General features: G+C 69.1%; 15 protein-coding genes. 5 read left to right on the top strand and 10 right to left on the bottom strand.

Annotation, left to right across the window (positions count from 1 at the left end; all coding sequences use genetic code 11):
• Nucleotide 1 precedes the first annotated feature (1 nt).
• Entirely contained in the window at nucleotides 2-1,507 is a 1,506-nt protein-coding gene (locus O3I_RS25545) for a cellulase family glycosylhydrolase (RefSeq protein ID WP_051067009.1), read from the bottom strand.
• A gap of 140 nt (nucleotides 1,508-1,647) precedes the next feature.
• Here O3I_RS25545 and O3I_RS25540 point away from each other — a divergent pair, with 140 nt between their 5' ends.
• Nucleotides 1,648-2,664, top strand: a complete 1,017-nt coding sequence (locus O3I_RS25540) for an ABC transporter substrate-binding protein (RefSeq protein WP_202804877.1) — start codon at nucleotides 1,648-1,650, stop codon at nucleotides 2,662-2,664.
• Nucleotides 2,665-2,674: 10 nt separating this feature from the next.
• Here O3I_RS25540 and O3I_RS25535 read toward each other — a convergent pair whose 3' ends face one another.
• Nucleotides 2,675-3,835 (bottom strand): AbrB family transcriptional regulator, encoded by a 1,161-nt coding sequence (locus O3I_RS25535; protein ID WP_014985885.1) that lies wholly within the window; start codon nucleotides 3,833-3,835, stop codon nucleotides 2,675-2,677.
• A 201-nt stretch (nucleotides 3,836-4,036) separates the two neighbouring features.
• Between O3I_RS25535 and O3I_RS25530 the strand changes: the two genes are divergently transcribed.
• The gene (locus O3I_RS25530) at nucleotides 4,037-6,151 is read left to right on the top strand and encodes an acyltransferase family protein (protein WP_014985884.1); all 2,115 of its coding nucleotides are present in this window, start codon (nucleotides 4,037-4,039) and stop codon (nucleotides 6,149-6,151) included.
• Nucleotides 6,152-6,163: 12 nt separating this feature from the next.
• On the opposite strand, the gene O3I_RS25525 is transcribed toward O3I_RS25530, so the two are convergent.
• Nucleotides 6,164-6,832, bottom strand: coding sequence for a TerD family protein (locus O3I_RS25525; RefSeq protein WP_014985883.1), 669 nt, complete (start codon nucleotides 6,830-6,832; stop codon nucleotides 6,164-6,166).
• A 383-nt stretch (nucleotides 6,833-7,215) separates the two neighbouring features.
• Between O3I_RS25525 and O3I_RS25520 the strand changes: the two genes are divergently transcribed.
• Genes O3I_RS25520 through O3I_RS25510 form a run of 3 tightly spaced genes read left to right on the top strand, consistent with a single transcriptional unit; the run spans nucleotide 7,216 to nucleotide 9,539 of the window.
• Nucleotides 7,216-8,448, top strand: coding sequence for an FAD-dependent oxidoreductase (locus O3I_RS25520; RefSeq protein ID WP_014985882.1), 1,233 nt, complete (start codon nucleotides 7,216-7,218; stop codon nucleotides 8,446-8,448).
• Nucleotides 8,449-8,493: 45 nt separating this feature from the next.
• Nucleotides 8,494-8,769, top strand: a complete 276-nt coding sequence (locus O3I_RS45640; protein WP_041564345.1) for a hypothetical protein — start codon at nucleotides 8,494-8,496, stop codon at nucleotides 8,767-8,769.
• 26 nt (nucleotides 8,770-8,795) lie between these two features.
• Nucleotides 8,796-9,539 (top strand): copper homeostasis protein CutC, encoded by a 744-nt coding sequence (locus O3I_RS25510; RefSeq protein WP_167829179.1) that lies wholly within the window; start codon nucleotides 8,796-8,798, stop codon nucleotides 9,537-9,539.
• Nucleotides 9,540-9,583: 44 nt separating this feature from the next.
• On the opposite strand, the gene O3I_RS25505 is transcribed toward O3I_RS25510, so the two are convergent.
• The 7 genes from O3I_RS25505 to O3I_RS25475 all read right to left on the bottom strand — a co-directional run bounded on the left by O3I_RS25505 (nucleotide 9,584) and on the right by O3I_RS25475 (nucleotide 16,216).
• Nucleotides 9,584-10,492, bottom strand: coding sequence for a cutinase family protein (locus O3I_RS25505; protein WP_014985879.1), 909 nt, complete (start codon nucleotides 10,490-10,492; stop codon nucleotides 9,584-9,586).
• Between the two features lie 299 nt (nucleotides 10,493-10,791).
• Nucleotides 10,792-11,190, bottom strand: a complete 399-nt coding sequence (locus O3I_RS25500) for a RidA family protein (RefSeq protein ID WP_014985878.1) — start codon at nucleotides 11,188-11,190, stop codon at nucleotides 10,792-10,794.
• A complete protein-coding gene (locus O3I_RS25495) occupies nucleotides 11,187-12,830 on the bottom strand; it encodes an AMP-binding protein (protein ID WP_014985877.1) in 1,644 nt (547 codons plus the stop codon). Before O3I_RS25495 ends, O3I_RS25500 begins: the two co-directional genes overlap by 4 nt.
• 34 nt (nucleotides 12,831-12,864) lie before the next feature.
• Nucleotides 12,865-14,037, bottom strand: a complete 1,173-nt coding sequence (locus O3I_RS25490; RefSeq protein WP_014985876.1) for an acyl-CoA dehydrogenase family protein — start codon at nucleotides 14,035-14,037, stop codon at nucleotides 12,865-12,867.
• A gap of 4 nt (nucleotides 14,038-14,041) precedes the next feature.
• A complete protein-coding gene (locus tag O3I_RS25485) occupies nucleotides 14,042-14,893 on the bottom strand; it encodes an enoyl-CoA hydratase family protein (protein ID WP_014985875.1) in 852 nt (283 codons plus the stop codon).
• On the bottom strand, nucleotides 14,890-15,438 hold the full coding sequence (locus O3I_RS25480) for a MarR family winged helix-turn-helix transcriptional regulator (protein ID WP_014985874.1): 549 nt from the start codon (nucleotides 15,436-15,438) through the stop codon (nucleotides 14,890-14,892). Before O3I_RS25480 ends, O3I_RS25485 begins: the two co-directional genes overlap by 4 nt.
• Nucleotide 15,439: 1 nt before the next feature.
• Nucleotides 15,440-16,216 carry an SDR family NAD(P)-dependent oxidoreductase gene (locus O3I_RS25475; protein ID WP_041564343.1) on the bottom strand — a complete coding sequence of 259 codons (777 nt, stop codon included), beginning with the start codon at nucleotides 16,214-16,216 and terminating at the stop codon, nucleotides 15,440-15,442.
• Nucleotides 16,217-16,219: the final 3 nt, after the last annotated feature.

Below are 16,219 nucleotides of genomic sequence, written 5' to 3'. Positions count from 1 at the left end.
GTCAGCGCGTGCCGCTGATCGGTCCGGCCGGCACGGTGGCCCCCTTCGACCCCGGCCGATGGATCTGCACCGTGACCGGGGTCGAACCGGTCGCTTCGACGGTGACGATCCGTGCGCCGGCCGCCGAGGTGACTTTCCCGCCCTCGACACGGACCTCGTAGCCGTCCGGATAGTGCAGGTCGGAGACGTAGATCTCCGTCGGCGCCGACAGTGCCTGCGGTGTGTATCGGTAGGCGAAATCTCCGGTGGCAGGGTCGAATCGAGGTCGTTCCGGGGTGCCTGCGGTGGCGCGGGGATAGGTGCGCACCAGATCGCGTCCGATATCGCCGAGGAACGGGTCGGGTTTCGGACCGCCCTGCCCGAAGCGGGACGCGTAGTGCCAGTAGTGCCAGCCGATGAATCGCTCGTCGGCCCGGGTGAGCGTGTTGCGCAGCACCGTCGCATCCCCGTCGCCGAATTCGGTGACCAGCGTGGGGATTCCGGTGCGCCGGGCGAACGAGTCGATATTGCCCCAGGTCTTGTCCTGCTGCACCGGACATACCCCGCGCAGCTCTTCGGGCAGTCCGAGATAGATCGCCAGCTGGCTCGGGATGCAGTAGTCGTGCGGCGCGAACACGATATCGGGCGAGGTGATCGGCGGATTCTTGCCCAGATGGGAGGGCATCGTCTCGTTCCAGGTCACATTCGGTTCCCAGAAAATAGGCAGCTCGGCGTTGCGGGCCCGGACCGCATCGGTCAGCTTCTGCATCGCCGCTTGGTATTTGGTGTCGAAGCGGGGGCAGCCGTCCGGGAAGCAACTCAGGAAGGCCGAGCCGGGCCACGGTTCGTTCAGCAATTCGAGGCCGAGCACACCGTTGCGGCCCTTGACCTTCTCCGCCAACGTGGCGAGGGCAGTGCCGAGGTGGTCCAGCACGCCATTGCTGTTGTCCCACACCTCGTCCCAGCCACGGTTCATGCTCGGCATCAGGTAGTAGAGCGGGAAGCCGGGATTCGGTTCCAGCTTGCCCGGGCGGGCGCGCAGCGACCACTCCGGGAAACCGTTGCCGCCCCAGATCTTCGACAGTCCGTCCTGATGGTTGTCGAGCAAGGTGTAGATACCTTGTGCCGCAAGGGTATCGACAACTTTCGCCACCCGGTCGAGATAGGCGGTGTCGACGACGCCGCGGGTGGGCATCAGCCCGGCGAAGTTCACGCCGAGCCGCACGGTGTTGAACCCGTGCCGGGCGAGCAGGGCGGCGTCTTCGTCGGTGACGGTGAAGCCGTCGCCGGGCTCGACATACGGCGCGTCCTTGTCGACGTTGTTGATGCCGTGCAGCAACACTTTTCGGCCCCGGGCATCGACCAAGTAGGCGCCTTCGGCCTGAATCCGGCTGAGCACCGGCGCATCTGGGACCGGCGCGGCCTGCGCGGGCAGGCCGACCAACGTCGAACCGCCGATCATCGCGACGGCGGCACCGGCCACCCATCGTCGGCCGCGCGTTCGTGCCGCCGCCAGTGTCCGTTTCATCGCTTTGCGCATGCTTGATGGTCACATGTCCAGTTCGGCTGGCCCTAGCGGCGATTTCCCCAGTTGCGCGCTGGGGAATAGGCCGCGCGACGGCTCGATCCAGGTAAGGCTTGCCTAACCGATATGTTCTAATGGCCGTCATGGACACAATCCAGCTATCCCGCCGCCGTCTGCTCGCCACCGCTTGCGCAGCCGGTCTCGGTGCCGTCGTCACCGCGTGCACCGGCCGGTCGCCCGCGGACGATCCGTCCGCAGGCGGCAGCTGGAGCTTCACCGACGATCGCGGCAGCACGGTCCGCACCGACGGGATCCCGAGCCGGATCGTCGCGTTCGGCGGTTCCGCCGGGCTGCTCGCCGATTACGGTCTGCAGGATCGTGTCGTCGGCGTGTTCGGCGAAGCGGTGACCCCCACCGGACAGGCCTCCGCGCTGGCCGGTGACCTGGACGTGCAGAAGGTGACCGTCCTCGGCAACAACTGGGGCGATTTCAATCTGGAGAAATACGCGAGCCTCGAACCCGATCTGCTGATCACCGACGAATACGTGCCGGATCGGCTGTGGTACGTCCCGGATTCGAGCAAGGACAAGATCCTGGCGATCAACCCGAACGTCGTCGCGGTGCGGATCGCCCGGAAGACGTTGCCGCAGCTCATCACCCGCTACGGCGAGCTGGCCACGGCGCTGGGCGCGGATCTGAACGCACCCCGGCCGGCGCAGGCCAAGGCTCGTTTCGACGCCGCCGTGCAGGCGGTCCGCGACGCGCTGGCCGAGCGCCCGGGTTTGCGTGTGATGGCGGCCTCGGCCGCGCCCGGCATCTTCTACGTGTCCGACCCGAGGGTGTCGGCCGACCTGAGCTATTTCGCGGAACTCGGCGTGGACATGGTGGTGCCCGACAACGTCGCGGGTGACGGCTTCTTCGAGGAGCTGAGCTGGGAACGCACCGACAAATACCCCGCCGACCTGATCCTGCTCGACCGCCGCGCGGCCGCGCTGTCGCTGGACGCGCTCAACGCGAATCCGGTGTGGCGCAGCCTGCCCGCGGTGCGCGCCGGTCAGGTCGCCGATTGGCAACCGGTGTTCCGGTTCTCGCACGCGGGCGCCGCACCGCTGCTGGAGGATCTGGCCGCGGCGATCCGGCGTTCCACGAAGGTCAGCTGAGGCCCGGCGGTCAGCGCTGCTCGGGCACCGTCGCCTGCGCCTCGGCGGTGACCGGGCATTCGGCCTCCGGCTCGGCGCGCGGCTCCCGGTCCCGCAGCAGCCGCAGGACCAGCGGCAGTGCCAGCACCATCGCGAACAGGCGCAGGCTCTGCGCGCCGGCGATGAGCGTGAGGTCGCTGTTCAACGACTCCGCGATGCCGAGCACGGCATTGATGCCACCCGGTGTGGTGGCCAGGTAGACGTCGGAATACTCCAGACCGGCCAGCACCGACACCACCGCGGCGACCCCGCCGACGGTCGCGCACAACGCGACGATGGCCGCCACCATCGCCGGGATCATCCGGAACATCTGTCGCACCACCGGTTTGGTGAAGCGCGCGCCGACCTCGAAACCGATGAGCACGAACAGCACGTCCCGGAACAGGTTGGTCGGTGCGAAACCGTGCGTCACGCCCGTGGTGGTGAGCACCGCCGTGATCAGCATCGGACCGATCAGCGGGGCGTTGGGCAGGCGCAATCGGCGACCGAGCCAGATTCCGGCGATGGCCAGCACGATCGCGATCGACAGTCCGGCCACCTGATCGCCGCGTCCGACCATCACCCAACCCGGCAGGGCCGCGTCGACCGCCGCGTGCCCGTCGAGGTGCGGGCCGTCGGCGGTGAGATCGCCGTCCCGGATCAACGTGGCGACCAGCGGGGCGGTCAGCACGACGATCCCGACCCGCAGGTACTGCATGAACGCGACGATCCGGGAATCCGCGCCCGCTTCGTCGGCCGCGGCCACCACGGCCGCGGAACCGCCGGCGATCATGCCCAGCGTCGAGGTGGCGAGGTCGACCTTGGTCACCCGGGCGAACACATAGGCCGCCGCGCAACTGGCCACCAGACTCCCCGCGGCGACCGCGGTGACCGGCACGATCGCCCAGCCGATCCGGGCGAGCAGCTTCACCTGCAGATAGCTGCCCATCAACACGCCGAGCATCGCCTGCGTGCCGAGCGACACATTCGCGGGCAGTGGCGCGGGCAGTTTGCCGACCAGCGCCAGCACCGCGCCGACCAGCAACGCGAGGATCATCTGTGGCGCGGGAAAGCCGACCTTGCCCAAAAGCCAAGCGGCGCCGACGGTTACCGCGGTGAGCAGCAGCCACGTGCACGCCTGTCGACGACTCATATGTGCGAACGATACCGACGTAGAGTTAACAACTCGCAAATCAATGGTTCCGGCAGGCTACGTTTGGCACCGCGTGAATGAGACGATGGGCACACTCGTCGCTATCGCGGATATGACCGGAGTCCGACCGACGTGATAGGAGAATAGGGTGCGTCGCATACCTGATTCGCCCGGACCGGCAGCGCCGACCTCGCGGCGCCCATGACGGAACCCGAAGCAGCACCTACGGTCACCGGTACGCCGCGGCTCGAGGCGGCGCAACCCGCGCCCGCCGGTGCCGGCGACCCGCGTTACCGCCGTGACCTCGACGGACTGCGCGGGGTGGCGATCGCGCTGGTCGTGGTGTTCCACGTGTGGTTCGGGAAGGTGTCGGGCGGGGTCGACGTATTCCTGGTGCTGTCGGGATTCTTCTTCACCGGAATGGTGTTGCGCCGCGCGGAGTCCGGTGCGCTCGGCGTGGTGTGGACGATGCGCCGAACCGCGCGGCGGTTGTATCCCGCGCTGCTGGTGGTGCTGGCGGCGGTCCTGGTGGCCACCGTCGTGCTGCGGCCGTACACCCAGTGGTCCGATATCGCCGACCAGACGCTGGCCTCGGTGCTGTACTACCAGAATTGGGATCTGGCGCTCTCGTGGGCGGACTACCTCGCCGCTGATCCGTCGGTGAGTCCGCTGCAACATCTGTGGTCGATGTCGGTGCAGACCCAGTTCTATCTGGCGATTCTGCTGGTGATCGCGCTGGTCGCGGCGGCATGCCGAACCTTCGGGCACGAAGCGCACTTACGCCTCGTGCTGGCGTCGGTGCTGGGCGGCCTCGCGGCGATGTCGCTGGTCTACGCCACCGTGGGCGTCGCGCACCGGCAGGGCTGGAACTACTACGACAGCGGCGCGCGGGCATGGGAACTGCTGGCCGGTGGTCTGCTCGCGATCGCCGTGCCGTGGTTGCGTGCGCGTCGCTGGGTGCGGCTGCTGCTCGCCGCGTTCGGGACCGCTGCAGTATTGCTGTGCGGGCTGCTCTTCGACGGCGCGAATTCCTTCCCCGGCCCGGCCGCCCTGTTCCCGGTGGCCGCCGCCGCGGCGTTGATCATGGCGGGCAACGGAGTTCCGCCCGCGGCGCGTCCGCTGCCGAGCAGGTTGCTCGCCACCCGTCCCATGGTCGCGCTGGGCGAACTCGCCTACCCGCTGTATCTGTGGCATTGGCCGATCCTGATCTTCGTGCTCACCGAGCGCGGGACCAGCGCGATCGGTCTGACCGATGGCGCGCTGGTCATCGTGGTGTCGCTGGTCCTCGCCTACCTCACGCACCACCTGGTCGAAGAGCCGTTGCGCACGCGGTCCGGACGTGCGCCGGCGCCGCGTGCCGCGCTGGTCTATCGCCGGACCGCCGGCGTGGCCGTTGCGCTGGTGGGCTTTTGCGTGGTCGGTGTCGGGTTCGGCTGGCACATCGTGGTCCGGGCGAATCCGCCGAAACCCGCCGCGCTGCTGGATCCCGTGCACTATCCGGGGGCCGAAGCACTGGCCGCGGGCGCCGAGGTGCCCGCCGCGCGGATGCGGCCGACGGTGTTCGAGGCGCCCGCCGAGGCCGCCTATCCCAGCGTCGACGGGTGCATCGCGGACTGGCTCACCCGGGACGTGATCACCTGTAGCTACGGCGATGTCGCCGCGTCCCGGACCATCGCGGTGACCGGCAGCTCGCACGCCGAACACTGGGTGCCCGCGCTCGACCTGCTCGGGAAGGAACACCAGTTCCGCGTCGAGGTGTATCTGAAGATGGGCTGCCCGCTGACGATCGCCGAAGAGGTGAGCTACAAAGGGGAACCGAACCCGGACTGCCGGGACTGGTCCCGGGACGTGCTCGATCGGTTGGGGGCGGACCGCCCCGACTGGGTCTTCACCACCAGCACCCGCCCGCGCGACGATATCGGTGACGAGACGCCGCTGGAGTACCTCGACGTGTGGTCGGCGCTGTCCGAGCGCAACCTGAATCTGCTCGCCATGCGGGACACACCGTGGTTGCGGCGCAACGGGATTCGCTACCGTGGCATCGATTGCCTCGCGCACGGCGGCGACCGGATCAGCTGCGGCATGAAGCGGACGGACGCGCTGGACGCCGTCGATCCGGCGGACGCGCCCGCCGCCTCGTATCCCAATGTGTTCCCGCTCGACCTCACCGATGCGGTGTGCGAGCCGGAGGTCTGCCCGATCGCGGAGGGCAACATCCTGATCTACCACGACGAGCATCACTTGACCGCCAGCTACTCCCGTTCTCTCGCACCGGAACTCGGCCGCCGACTGCAACCGATCCTCGGCTGGTGGTGATCGATCCGTAGCTCACACGAGGTGGGCGCCGATCAGCGGGACCGCCTCGAGCGGGTGGGTGGCGGTGATGGGGCGGGCGATGCGACGCAGCTTCCAGCCGTTACCGGTGCGGTGCACGGCGGCGACCACCACGCCGGTGTGTGCGGTGCGGGTCAGGTCGAGGTAGGCGAGCTCGGTGCGGTTGACGCCGTCCACGACCCGGCAGTAGGCGTCGGGAACGCGGTCGAAGGTGTGGTGCTGGTACGAGGTGACGACGAACAGGACCGTGCTGACCCGCGGGTGGGCGCGCGACAGATCGGCGGTGATGATCTCGCTGTCGCCGTGACCGGCGCCGAGGTGGCCGGTGCCGTGGTGGCGGACCGCGTTGTCACCGGAGGTGAGCTGGGCGAAATAGACGGCGTCGAGCAGGCGGTGGCCGTCGAAGAGCAGGGCGGTGGCGTCGAGGTCGGCGGCGAGATGTGTGCCGTCGAACGGCGCCCAGCCGAGGCCCATGCGAACGTAGCGCAGTGTCGCACTGCGGCCGGCGGGTGGTTCGATGTGGCGGACCGGCGCGGACCCGGACGCGTACGCGCCGGTGTGCGCTATCCGTGAAATCCGTTGCTGCCGTTGGTGGGAACGTCCGATCCGGACGCCGTGGTCACTCATCAGCCGGGTGGTCGCATCGTTGCTCGTTCGCTGCATGGGCAACTCCTTTTCTCCGCGTGCCGACTCGGACCCCGATGCAGTGGGCAGTTCCCCCAAACAGCCAGTGTGGCGATCTATCAGCAGAATTCGACCCGAGGCCGAACATGTTCTCCGCGACGGGATTCGATCTCGATACCACCCGTGACGCACTGTGTTTGCGCCGCAACGGGTTTCGTATCGCACAATCATCCGCGTACCCGCAGTATACCTCGAGCAACCAACGGACGCGGCGGTATTCGTCCGGGCGGTGCTAGTCTGGGGTGGTCTTCTCACCGGAGAGTCCTGTGGACGCTCGCGGGCTTCGGCCTCACTGCACGGTTTCTCGATGTCCGACGGCATCGGGGAGGTGGGAGTCGTAATCGACTTCGGTGAGGTGTGTTGTGCGCAAGTTCGATTCGGTGTGTCCGGATGTCATCGTGATCGGTGCCGGGCTGGGCGGACTCTGTCTGGCCCAAGGATTACGGCGGGCCGGGATCGGTGTCGCCGTGTACGAACGGGATGCTGCGGTAGATGTCAGGGCACAGGGGCATCGGCTGCACCTCGACTGGCGTGGACGGCGGGCGCTGGCGGAAAGCCTTCCGCCGCAGCTGTTCTCGCTCATCGGTGCGATCGCCGGACGCCCTGCGCCCGTGGTGCACGGTTTCGATGCGCAGCTGAGTCCGACGGGGGTGTTCACCCTGGACGAACCGGCACCTGGGCAGAGCGCCGGGGCCGAGGTCATGCCCGCGCACACGGTGATCGACCGGCGGATATTGCGGCGCATCCTCTTGTCCGGTCTCGACGACGTCGTGCACTTCGGCCGACGTTGCGTGGGATACGTCAGTGAAAATGATGTCGTGACAGCGCGATTCGCGGACGGCGGAAAGGCGCGCGGCACAGTGCTGGTCGCCGCGGACGGTGTCGGGTCGGCGATCCGAGGGGTGCGGCTGCCGCAGGCCCGCGTCGTCGACACCCGGACACGCTTGATCTACGGGCGGGTGCCGCTCACGCCGGAACTGCGCCGCGCCCTCCCGCCGACGATGTTCGGTGTGTTCAATTCCGTGGTGGATCCGGACCGGCGGTTCGTCGGTATCGCGCCCGTGCAATACCGGGAACCTCCGGCGACGGCCGCCGCCCGGCTGGTTCCCGGACTCCGGCTGGGCGCGGTGGCGGACACTCTCGCCGTGTTGTTCGGATGCCACGTCGACCGACTCCCCTTGGGGGACAACGGTCTTCGCGCAGCCGACGGCGCACAGCTGCGAAACCTGGCGCTCGGCCAGCTGTCCGGCTGGCATCCGCTGGTCACTCGCATCGTCGGGGGCTGGATCCCGTCGAGCGTCTACCCGATCGTCGTGCGCAGCAGCGTGCCCGTCGCACCATGGCCGAGTTCGACCGTGACCTTGCTCGGTGACGCGATCCACGCCATGAGCCCCGCGGCCGGTGCCGGCGCGAACATGGCGCTGCGGGACGCCGCGGCCCTCGCCGCGGCGCTGGCCGCCGCGACAGATCAGGGCACACTACTCGACGCGATCCGCGACTACGAGCGGGACATGCTCGAGGAGGGGTTCGCGATGGTGCGGCTTTCCGCGGCGAACGGGACGAAAACCCTCGGCGCCGATCCACTGCCGAACTGAACAGGCCGGCGGTACCGTCGCATCGTCCCCGCGGAAAGGATGGACATGTTCGCTCGCGTAGCTGTGTGGGAACCGATGCCCGACGACGACCGGCAGTGGGTGATCGACGCCGCGAAAGCCGTCCCGGGTGTCTTACAGGCCTATCACCTCGTCGACGAGCAGACCGGAAACGGGCTGTCTGTGGCGTTTTTCGAGGACGACGTCGATCCGGCGCAGGTGCGGGCGGCGATCGCGCGCCGGGCGGAGGAGATCGGCTGGCACGAGGTGGCGCGGCCGAGTCCGAAATCCGAGACGATCTATCGGGTGCTGCGGTCCGGGTAGGCGGGTCGGCGGGGATACTCGCTGGTGTGCGCATAGAGATCTGTGTGGAGTCGGTCAACGGGGTGCGAATCGCCGAACAGGCGGGAGCGGATCGGATCGAGTTGTGCGGCGGGCTGTCCGACGGCGGGCTCACGCCCAGCCTCGGCCTGCTCGAGCACGCGATCGCCGCCACCGCGAAAACCCAGGTGCACGTGCTGATCCGGCCCCGGCCGGGTGATTTCGTGTACACGCGCGACGAGATCGACCTGATGGTCCGCGATATCGTCGCGGCGCGGGTGGCCGGCGCCGACGGGGTCGTCGTCGGTGCGCTCGACGGGTCGGGCGCGGTCGATCCGGCTTGCGAGGCGTTCGTCGCGGCGGCTGAACACCTGGATATCACCTTTCACCGGGCGATCGACGTCAGTGCGTCCTCGCAGCGGACTCTGGATCAGGTGATCGAACTCGGTTTCACCAGGGTGCTCACCGCGGGCAGGCAGCGGGCGGTCCTCGACGGTGCGGCGGTGATCAAGGATCTGGTGGGGCGGGCCGCGGGTGCGCTCGACGTGATGGCGTGCGGCGGTGTCCGCCCGTCGAATGCCGTCGCGGCGCTGGACGCCACCGGTGTCGCCGACCTGCACGCGGCAATGCGCACACCGGTGCCGGGCGCCGAGGGCAGCGGGGCGTTGTTCGCGGGAGCCGGTGTGCCGCAAGGCTTCGACCGCTTCGACACCGACCCCGCCGAGGCCGCCGAACTCTGCCGCCTCGTGCACGGTCGGCGGCGAGCCGAATAGTGTTGCGGCGGTCCGGCGTTCAGCGCCGGACCGCCGCGCCGGGCTCAGCCCCTGGACACCTCGATCAACCGCTCACGCAGCCAGGTCAGCGGGGTGTCCCCGCCGCCGACCGCGTAATGCGGGTAGCTCTGGTGGATGCCGGACTTCAGGAAGTCATCGATCTGCTGCTTGCGCTCTTCGTAGGCCGAGTTGTTCAGCTGGTCGGACAGCAACCCGAGACCACCCGCGGCGAGCGCGTCGGCGATGAGCGCGTTGGCCTGCTGCTGGTAGGCGTCGAGCAGCGCGGGGTTGGGGTTCGAGATCTGAGCGAAGAAGCCGGCGATGCGGGCGGCGAAATCACCGTCGGGGATCGCGCAGTACAGATCGCCCGCGGCGCAGAAGGTGTAGGTCTGCGGGGTGAGCCAGCCGAAACCGCCCAGGCGCGGGCCGCCCGCACCCGCGCCGAGGACCGGCGGGCCGATCAGCGTGTCGGTGGGCGAGCGGCGCGGATCGGAGATGAGCCCGACCAGGGCGACGCGCTCGGGGCGCACCACGCCGAGCCCGGTGCCGATCTCGGCGGCGACGTCACCGGCGGCGTCCGCGCCCTGGCTGTAGCCGAGCAGCGCGAACCGGGTCGAGTCGCAGCGCTGGGCCATGCCGGTGAGCAGTGCGCGGGTGCCGTTGATGGCTTCCTGCTTGGAACGTCCGTAGACGTCGCCTTCCCACGGGAACGCGGTCGCCGGGTAGGCGACGTAGTCGGTCGCCACGTCGCCCGGCAAGTTGTCGGCGACGGCGGCGAGCATCCCCTTGCCCGGCTCGGCGTTCGAGGTCTCCCAGGTGCCGGGCACCGCGACCACGTACATTTCGGGGCAGTGTTGCGGGGCGGCTTGTGCGGTCGTCGCCGCGCCGACCGGCAGGACTGCGGTGACCATGGCGGCCGCGCAGGCGGCGGTGTTCTTCCATCGCGAAAACATCGTGTACTCCGTGTGCACTGCCGGGGCGCGGCCCGGTCGGCGAAGGCGCTCGGTGTCCGTTTTGAGCGCCGTTGACTGTCTCTCTTCAGGTGTTCCCCCACCTCCAGAATTTTCCGGAGGTCCGAACAGTGTCTCCAGAATGTTCGCCGGACGCCAGCGGGTTCGGTGACTTCGTTCGGAAATTCGGCCGAACATCAGCCCGGAATATGTGCACGGCGGCCACCTTTCGGCCATGTGCACAGCTTCTGCCTGCGGTTATGCGGCTTACGCACAAGGCGGGGCGCGGCGCGTGCGCCCGCCTACGCGCGGTCGGGGATGACGGCGGTGACCTCGATTTCGACCATGGCTTGTTTTTCGATGAGCCGGGTGACCTCGATGGCGGTCATCGCGGCGTCGAAGGTGCCGATGATGTCCTTGAAGGCCGTGCCGATCTCGCGTTGGGCCGCGAGGTAGGCGTCGGCGTCGGTGACGTACCACGTCATCCGGACGATGTGCGCGGGCTCGGCGCCCGCCTCGGCCAGCACCGCGACGACATTGCGCAGCGCCTGGCGGACCTGGCCGGCGAGGTCGTGGGCGCGGAACACGCCGTCGCTGTCCCAGCCGACCATGCCCGCCACGAACACCAGCTCGCCGCGCGCGACGACGCCGTTCGCGTAACCGCGCGGCCGCGGCCACCCCGGCGGTTGCAGGACCCTCATGCCGTCGCCGCCGAATCCCCGTGCATCGCACCGGTTTCACGTAAGCGGAAGCGTTGCAGCTTGCCGGTCGGGGTGCGCGGCAGATCCGCGACGAAGGCGATGGCCCGCGGGTACTTGTACGGGGCCACAGTACGTTTCACGAAGTCCTGCAATTCCTCGACCATCCCGTCGGTGGCGTCGATCTCCGGACGAAGCACCACATAGGCTTTGACGATCTGACCCCGATCCTCGTCGGGCACGCCGATCACCGCGCAGTCGGCCACGGCGGCATGCCCCGCCAGGGCATCCTCCACCTCGGGCGCGGCGATGTTGTAACCGGACGACACGATCATGTCGTCTGAACGAGCCTGATAGTGGAAATAGCCGTCGGCGTCGACCCAGTACGCGTCGCCGGTGTAGTTCCAGCCGTCGCGCACATAGACCGTCTGCCGCTCGTCGGCGAGGTAGCGGCAACCGGTCGGCCCGCGCACCGCCAGCAGCCCGACTTCCCCGGGCCCCAACGTGTTTCCGTCCGCGTCCACCACCCGGGCTTGATATCCGGGCACCGGCAACCCGGTCGCGCCCGGTCGCGCGTGCGCCTCGTCGGCCGAGATGAAGATGTGCAGCAGCTCGGTGGCGCCGATGCCGTCGATCAGCTCGATCCCGGTGGCCTCGCGCCAGCGGGTGCGGGTCGACGGCGGCAACGGTTCACCCGCGGAGACGCACTTGCGCAGTGTGGTGCCGCGCAGGCCGGCCCCGTGCCGCGCGAGAATCCGGTAGGAGGTGGGCGCGGTGAACAGCACGGTCGCGCCGAATTCGGTGATGGCCTCCAGTAATCGGGCCGGACTCGCCTGCTCGACCAGCACCGTCGACGCCCCGACCGTCATGGGGAACAACAGCAATCCGCCGAGCCCGAACGTGAAAGCCAGTGGCGGGCTGCCGATGAACACGTCGTCGGGTTCGGGCCGCAGGATGTGCCGCGGGAAGGTGTGGCAGATCGCCAGCACGTCGCGGTGAAAGTGCGCGGTGGCCTTGGGAACTCCGGTGGTGCCGGAGGTGAAGGCGATGAGACAGACGTCGTCGGCCGCGGTGGCCACGGTATCGAACCAGCCGTCGTGGCGGGCCATCAGCGCTTCGAGCCCGTCGCCGGAACTGCTGTGGAAGTAGCGGATCCGGTCGAGGGTGGGGCAGGCGGCCGCGACCGCCGCGAGCTGACCGGCCAGCGCCGCATCGCACAGTGCGTGGGTGATCTGCGCCTTGTCGACGATTTGGGTGAGTTCTTTCACGCGCAGCAGCGGCATGGCCGTCACGGCGATGCCGCCGGCCTTCATCACCGCGAACCAGCAGGCCGCGAGCATCGGATTGTTCGGGGCGTCCAGGAGTACCCGGTTGCCCGGCACCAGCCCCATGTCGTGCACCAGCACCGCGGCGATCCGGTTGGCCTGGTCGTGCAGTTCGGCATAGGTCCAGCGGGGACCGCCGGGAGCCTGGACGCAGAGCCGGTCACCGTTGCCGTCGAGCACATGCCGGTCGAGTAGTTCGGTGGCGCAATTGAGTCGGCTGGGGAAGCGGAGTTCCGGTCGATCGAACACGAGGTCGGGCCACTGGTCCAGCGGCGGCAGGTGATCGCGGGCGAAGGTGTCGATGTGGGCGCTTGTCATGGTCGAACCTTGTGGGGGAGAGGGTGAGCGGAGATCAGGACGGATCGGGTGGGATGCCGCGCAGCAGTTCGCGGGCGATGATCAACTGCTGCACCTCGGTGGCGCCCTCGTAGATGCGCAGGGCGCGGATATCGCGGTAGAGCCGCTCGACCGGCTGGTCGCGGACCACCCCGAGCGCACCCCACATCTGTACGGCGGCGTCGATGACCTGCTGGGCGCCTTCGGTCGCGGCCATCTTGGCCATGGCGGCCTCCTTGGTGACCGGGCGGCCTTGATCGCGTTGCCACGCGGCCCGGTAGGTGAGCAGCGCGGTCGCGTCGATCGTGGTCGCCATGCGCGCGAGTTCGGCTCGGGTGAGCTGGAAATCGGCCAGCACGCTGCCGAACATCCGTCGCGAGGTGGTGCGATCCAGCGCTTCGGCCAGTGCGCGCCTGGCGAAGCCGAGCGCGGCGGCCGCCACCGAGGTCCGGAAGACGTCGAGGGTGCGCATCGCGACACCGAAACCGCCGCCCGCGGCGCCGATTCGCTGCGTCGCCGGTACGCGGCACCCGTCGAAGCGCAGGCGGGCGAGCGGGTGCGGGGAGATCACGTCCAAGCGCTCGGCGATGTGCAGACCCGGGTTGTCGGCGTCGACCAGGAAGGCCGAAATACCCTTCGCGCCAGGGGCTTCGCCGGATCGGGCGAACACGACGTAGAAGTCCGCGATGCCGCCGTTGGAGATCCAGGTCTTCTCGCCGTCGAGCACGACATCGCCGCCGTCGGCGCGCGCGGCGCAGGACAGCGCGGCGGCGTCGGAGCCCGCCTCCGTCTCCGACAGCGCGAAGGCTGCGATCGCCGTGCCGGCCGCCACCCGCGGCAGGTACCGCCGTTTCTGCTCGTCGGTGCCCGCCAGGCTGATCGCGCCGGAGCCGAGTCCCTGCATCGCGAAAGCGAAGTCGGCCAGTGCGTCCCGCTCGGCCAGGATCTCGCGGGTGAGACACAGTGCGCGCGTGTCGATCCGGTCGCGACTGCCGCCGAAGTCGGTGCCCGCGACCGCCTGCCGCAGCCAGCCCGCGTCCCCGAGTTCCCGGACCAGTCGGCGGCACCGGTCGTCGAGGTCGGCTCCGGTGTCCCCGCCCAGCCGTTCCGCTGCCCAATCACTCAGGGCGGCACCGTGTTTGCGGTGCTCGTCCGCGAAGAACGGCCAGTCCCAATGGTCGGCGTGCATCGGACTAGTTCCCTTCGAACTTCGGCCGCTCTTTGTCCCGGAACGCGTGATACGCCCGGGCGAAATCCTGGGTGAGCATGCACAGGGCTTGGGCCTGCGCTTCGGCCTCGATGGCCTGGTCCACCGTCATCGACCACTCCTGGTGCAGCATGGTTTTCGTGATGCCCTGGGCGAAAGTCGGCCCTTCGGCCAGCCGGCGCGCCAGCTCGGCGGCTGCGCCGAGTACCTGTTCCGGCTCGGTCAGCTGGTTGAAAAAGCCCCACGCGTACGCTTCGGCCCCGGTCATCGTCCGGCCGGTGTACAGCAGTTCGGACGCGCGGCCCTGTCCGATGATCCGCGGCAGGATCGCGCAGGCGCCCATATCGCAGCCGGCGAGGCCCACCCGGGTGAACAGGAACGCGGTCTTGCTGCGCGCGGTACCGACGCGCAGATCCGCGGCCATGGCCAGGATCGCGCCCGCGCCCGCGCACACCCCGTCCACCGCCGCGACGATCGGCTGCGGGCACGCGCGCATCGCCTTGACCAGATCGCCGGTCATCCGGGTGAACATCAGCAGTTCGGGTGCGGGCAGCGCGATCAACGGGCCGATGATGTCGTGCACGTCGCCGCCGGAGCAGAAGTTCTCGCCGGCGCCGGACAGCACGATCACGCTGACGTCCTCGGCATAGGACAAGCGGCGGAACAGATCTCGCAGCTCGGCATAGGAGTCGAAGGTCAGTGGGTTCTTCCGGTCCGGGCGGTCGAGCACGATCGTGCCGACGCCGGCGTCGACCTGCCAGCGGAAGTGTTCGCCGGTGTAGTCGGCGAGGGTGCCGCGGTTCGCCGCGCGCAGGGCGGGATCGAGGTGCTGGGTCATGCGAGGTCCCGTGGGGTCGATGGATCGGTGTCGAGCTCGGCGGTGGTGGCGAGGTGGATGCGGAGCTTGCCGAGCAGGTCGAACAGCGCCTGCTCGTTTCCGCGGCCGAAACCGGCGAACATCTCGGTGAGCCAGCCCTCGTGTTCGGCGGCCATCTCCTCGAATCGCGTGCGGCCCAGCCGGGTCAGCCGCACCAGCGTCGCCCGCTTGTCGACCGGGTCCGGTATCCGGTCGACCCAGCCCTCGGCGACCAGCTGATCGGTCAAGCCGGTGACGTTGCCTCCGGTGACCATCAGGTAGCGCGACAGCGCGCTCATCCGCAGGCCGTCGTGATGACGGTCGAGCTGTGCCAGATAGTCGAAGCGGGGCAGCGAGGTGGCGAAGCGCAGGCGCAGCCGGGTCCGGATCTCCTGCTCGATCTCGTTGGTGGTGGCCAGGAGTCGCAACCACAGCCGCACGTCGAGATGGTCGCCGGAGGCCGCGCGGGCCTCCATCCCGATGCGTTCGTCACCGAGCACCGGCCCGGCGTCGCGCTGGGCGGTCATCTCACATCACCTCCCCGCCGCTGACCGAGATCGACTGTCCGGTCAGCGCATCGGCCGCATCCGAGCAGAGCCAGGCGACGGTCGCGGCGACCTCCGCGGGTTCGATCAGCCGTCCCTGCGGGTTGTGCCGGACGAAGGCCGCGCGCGCCTGCTCGGTGCTGCGCCCGGTCGTTTCGATCACGTGTGCCACGCTTTCCTGGAGCAGCTCGGTGTCGGTGAAACCGGGGCAGACCGCGTTCACCGTGACCGGCGTGCCCGAAAGTTCCAGTGCCAGTGCGCGAGTCAGTCCGATCACGCCGTGCTTGGCCGCCGCGTAGGCGGTCACGTAGGGGTAGCCGCGCAGCCCGGCCGTGCTGGCGATGTTGACCACCCGGCCGCGGCCGCCGGCGAGCATGTCCGGCACGGCGTTCCTGGTGCACAGGAAGGTCCCGGTGAGATTGACCGCGAGCATGCGCTGCCACAGCTCGTCGCTGGTGTGCCGCAACGGCGCACTGGCCGCCTGCCCGGCATTGTTGATCAGGATATCGATCGCGCCGTGCCGTGTGCGGGCGTCGGCCAATGCCGCGGTGACCGCCGCCGGATCCGTGATGTCGCACGATATTGCGTGCGCGGCAGCCGATTTCGGTAGCCGGGCGACGGTGTCGGTGGCTCGGGTGAGGTCGCGGGCCAGCAGGGTGAGACGAGCACCGTCCTGCGCGAGCCTGCTCGCGATGGCCGCGCCGATCCCGCGCGATCCGCCGGTGATCAGCGCGTGCCTGCCGCGGGTGTGTTGCGCCATGCC

This window comes from Nocardia brasiliensis ATCC 700358 (assembly GCF_000250675.2).
Taxonomy (GTDB): Bacteria; Actinomycetota; Actinomycetes; order Mycobacteriales; family Mycobacteriaceae; genus Nocardia; species Nocardia brasiliensis_B.
This window is presented reverse-complemented; position numbering and strand designations above follow the sequence as displayed.